This is a genomic window from bacterium, assembly GCA_024228115.1.
Taxonomy (GTDB): domain Bacteria; phylum Myxococcota_A; class UBA9160; order UBA9160; family UBA6930.
The window spans coordinates 1-3,709 of record JAAETT010000678.1 but is presented as its reverse complement, the minus strand read 5'-3'; the positions used below and the strand labels follow the sequence as shown (position 1 = coordinate 3,709).

Here is a 3,709-nt window from a genome sequence, read left to right as displayed (position 1 = left end):
TCAAGTCAATCCGATACCGCTTCTTCGACATACGGGCCCCATGAATCGGCCCGCGACACGGCGAGAACCGATTGGCTGCGGGGGACGCAGTGCTTAGCATGACAACACTTCCGCCTTTGGTCGATACAAGGGACTAGGCTCGCTGCATGTTTCACACACCTGCGTGGCCGCAGTATCGACGCCCTCTCTCCCGCCTGAGCCCCGTCGTGGCAGTCCTGGCCTGTTCGACCCTCTTGGTAGTCGGCGCCAGCGCTCAAGACATCATCGTCTCGGGAGCCAACGGAACCGCGGGCCAGGCTGGCGCGCCGGGCATCGATGGCGGACCGGCCGGCGACGGGGAGAACGCCACGGCGGTGGACCAGAACCTAGAACCGAGCAACCTCGCTGAGGCTCGCGCCGGTCGGGGCGGCGCGGGTGGCCCCGGAGGAAACGGGCCCTCTGGAACGCCGGCGGGCGACGGCGGAGCGGGAGGCGATGGCGGGGATGCGGTCGCCACCGCGCGGAACATCTGGTTTTTCGGTGCGACCGCCACCGCCACCGGGGTTGGCGGCAACGGGGGCGCCGGCGGGCTGGGCGGCCAACCGGACGGGATTCAGGGCAACGGTGGATCCGGAGGTGACGCTTCGGCAATCGCCGAAGCGACCGCGGGGGGAGGAGCCGCAACCTCCAGAGCGACCGCGACCGCGGGCCAGGGGGCTCGCGGCGCCGTCAGCGGCGATGGTGGGGTCGCAACCTCGACGAGCAAGGCCACCGGCACCGAGGCGAGAGCCCTGAACGAGAGCCAAGGCGGGAGTGGCGGCTTCTCGTCCTTGGGTCCCGGAGTTGGCCGCGCCGGCAGCGCGACCGGGTTCGCGGAGGCGACCTCGACACTGGACGCGGCCTTCGCCCAAACGCAAGATCGCGCTGGACATGGGGGCAATGTGACCTCCGGTGTGGGAAGCGGCGGGGACGGGGCGAACGCCACATCGACCGCGACGGCACGTCAACAGACCGTGGCGGCGTCCGGAACCGGGACCGTCGGCGCTGGGAGCTTCACGAGAGCGGGCCATGGCGGCCTCGCGCGGGGAGCGGGGCATCGCGGTGGAGATGGAGGCGACGCCGTCGCAACGTCGACCGCGACGTCCGCGGCCGGACTCGACGCAGGCGCGGGGGTCGACGCGGAGGGTGGCAACGGCGGGCGCGGCGACGCCGGAGCCGACGGTGGAAATGGGGCTTCATCGACACTCGTCAACGCCGTGTCGGGTTCGACGGCAGGCGCACTCTCGCTCCGGCAAAGCGCCGACGCAGGGCACGGGGGCGACGCCTTGGGCGGAGGTGTCGGAGGATTCGGCGGCGACGCCTTCTCTCGCTTGGATGCCACGAACCCGGGTGACGGAGAGCTATCCGTCCTGTTGGACGCGACGGCAGGCGATGCAGGCGACGGAATCGGAACCCGAACGGGCGGAACAGCGACCGTGGGTGGAACGGCCACGGGCACGAGCGGCGCCAAGGTTTCCCTGAATGGTTCGGCGACCGGCCGTACCGGTAGCGGCAACTCCTCCGGACTTGGTGCGGGGGGCGCCGGGGGACAAGCGGTCATCACGGGTCTTCGTGCTACCAGCTTCGGCGGTGGCGACGTCGACGTTTCCGGTTCGGCCAGCGGTGGCGACGGCGGCACTAACAGCACCGGTGGGGCGGGCGCCGACTCCCTCCTGAACAACCTTGTGACCGGGTCTACGGATGGAGCGCTGTCTCTCACCCAGGACGCCCGTGGCGGAAGAGGCGGAAGCGCGCGGGTCGGATCCGGCGCAGGCCTGGGAGGCGCGGGCGGCAACGCGATGAGCCACCTCGACCACGCCGGTGCAGCCCGGGCTTTGCAACTCGATGCAAACGTTTTCGGTGGCATCGGCGGGCTGGGCGGCAACGCAGGCGGGTTCGGTGGAAGCGGAGGCAACGCAGATCTCCTCCTCCAGGGGACCAGCTCCGCCGGCGGGGTCACGCTGACCGGAACGTCGCATGGAGGCAACGCAGGCGGATCCAACGAGGCCACCAACAGCACTGGCGGCACGGCCTCGGCCGTCTTCGAAGCCGCGAGCGACGGCGACGGCAACGATATCTTCATCCTCACCGGAGGTTTCAACGAGCACGCCGAGGGAGGTGATGGTGGAGCCGCGGAAGCAGGCGGAGTCGGCGGCAACGGCGGGAACGCGGCCGCCAGCTCTCGCGGCACCGCCAGCGGGGACAGCCGGGTGATCGTCGAGAGCAGCGCATCCGCAGGGCGCGGAGGCGGCCGCCTCACCACCAGCAGCATCAACAGCGGCGGCGACGGCGGCGACGCCAGCGCGACGGCAACGGCAGCCAACGCGGGTTCTTCGGATGTGATCGCTCGGGTCGAGGCGTTCGGAGGGGCCGGCGGGGAAGCCGCTGGCCCCGGCCATCGAACGGGTAACGGGGGCACCGCGACCGCCACCGCGACGGGTTCTTCGAGCGGGGGAGGTCGGGTCGACCTGTCCGCCTTCGTCGTCGGAGGCGCCGGAGGACGGGGCACCGGCGGCGCCGATGGCGGCGACGGTGCGGACGCCGTCCTCTCCGATGCGCTCAGCGCATCGACTTCCGGGGACATCCAACTCCTGCTCGATGCAACCGGAGGCTCGGGAGGCTACAGCACCTCGATCGGGGGCCGGGGCGGCAACGCCCACGCCTCCACCGACACCGAACACCTCGGCGGCGGGAACCTCGATATCACGCTCCGTGCGCGAGGCGGCTCCGCGGGGCTCGGCGCCCGCGCCGGCGATGCCTTCGTTACGGGCACCGCCAGAGGCACAGCCGACGTCACGCTCACGGGTATCGCGACAGGCGGTGTCATCAACTCGACGACCTTGCCGGACCCCGGCGGCCGGTCGGGGTTCGGCAACCTCGCGGGCCACTCGACGGGTGGCGGGAAGGTGACGGTAGAAGCGACTGCGCTGCTCCAGGGCATACCGAGCCCCAACGGATCACCTGCTTCTTTGTCCCTGATCGATGCGGTGGACGGATCGACGTCGGGAGATCTGATCCTGAAGCAGACTGCCGATGGCAAGAGTCTCTTCATGTTTAGCGCGGGGTCCTTCGACGTCTCGAGTTCCTTGACGCGCACGGTGCAGTCGCAGAGCGCGGAGGCCGTGGTGAAAGCCGTCGGTGCCAACGGCACCGTCGGAAGGGAAGTACGCGCCGAAGCCGATCTCACGAACGGTGGGTCGAGCCGAGCGGACGCCCAAGCCGAAGGAGGCAACGCCGCAGCCACAGCCAACTCGAAGACCGTCGGCACCGGGAGCTCTTCGTTCTCGATCGCCCAGGCGAAGGGTGGAGTCGGCGGCGGCCTGGCCGGCACCGACGGGGAGTCCGCGGATTCCCAGGCCTTCTCGACAGCTGCGATCGACAGTTCGTCCACAGCTGCCGCCATTTCCACTGGCGGGGACGGCGCTCAGGGTGGGGACGCCTCCGCGAGTTCGGACGCCCGAGCGCTTGGGGCCGGTGACGTCGTCTCGAATGCCACTGCAATCGGAGGTGACGGATCCGTTCGCGCAGGACAGGCCTCGGCCACGGCCTACGGAGTGTAGACGCTCACTCAGAAGCGTAGAAATCTGATCATTTGGCCGGGGGGCGACGCAGCCCGCCGTTCCGGATTCCGATTCAGATCTTCCGGGTCGAAAGGTCCTTGACCCAGGGCGAACGCCCTCCCGGCTCGACC

1 protein-coding gene is annotated in these 3,709 nt (G+C 70.0%); it reads left to right on the top strand.

The features are described from left to right. Window positions 1-146 precede the first annotated feature (146 nt). Window positions 147-3,578 carry a hypothetical protein gene (locus GY937_28160; protein ID MCP5060588.1) on the top strand — a complete coding sequence of 1,144 codons (3,432 nt, stop codon included), beginning with the start codon at window positions 147-149 and terminating at the stop codon, window positions 3,576-3,578. The last annotated feature ends 131 nt before the right edge of the window (window positions 3,579-3,709 follow it).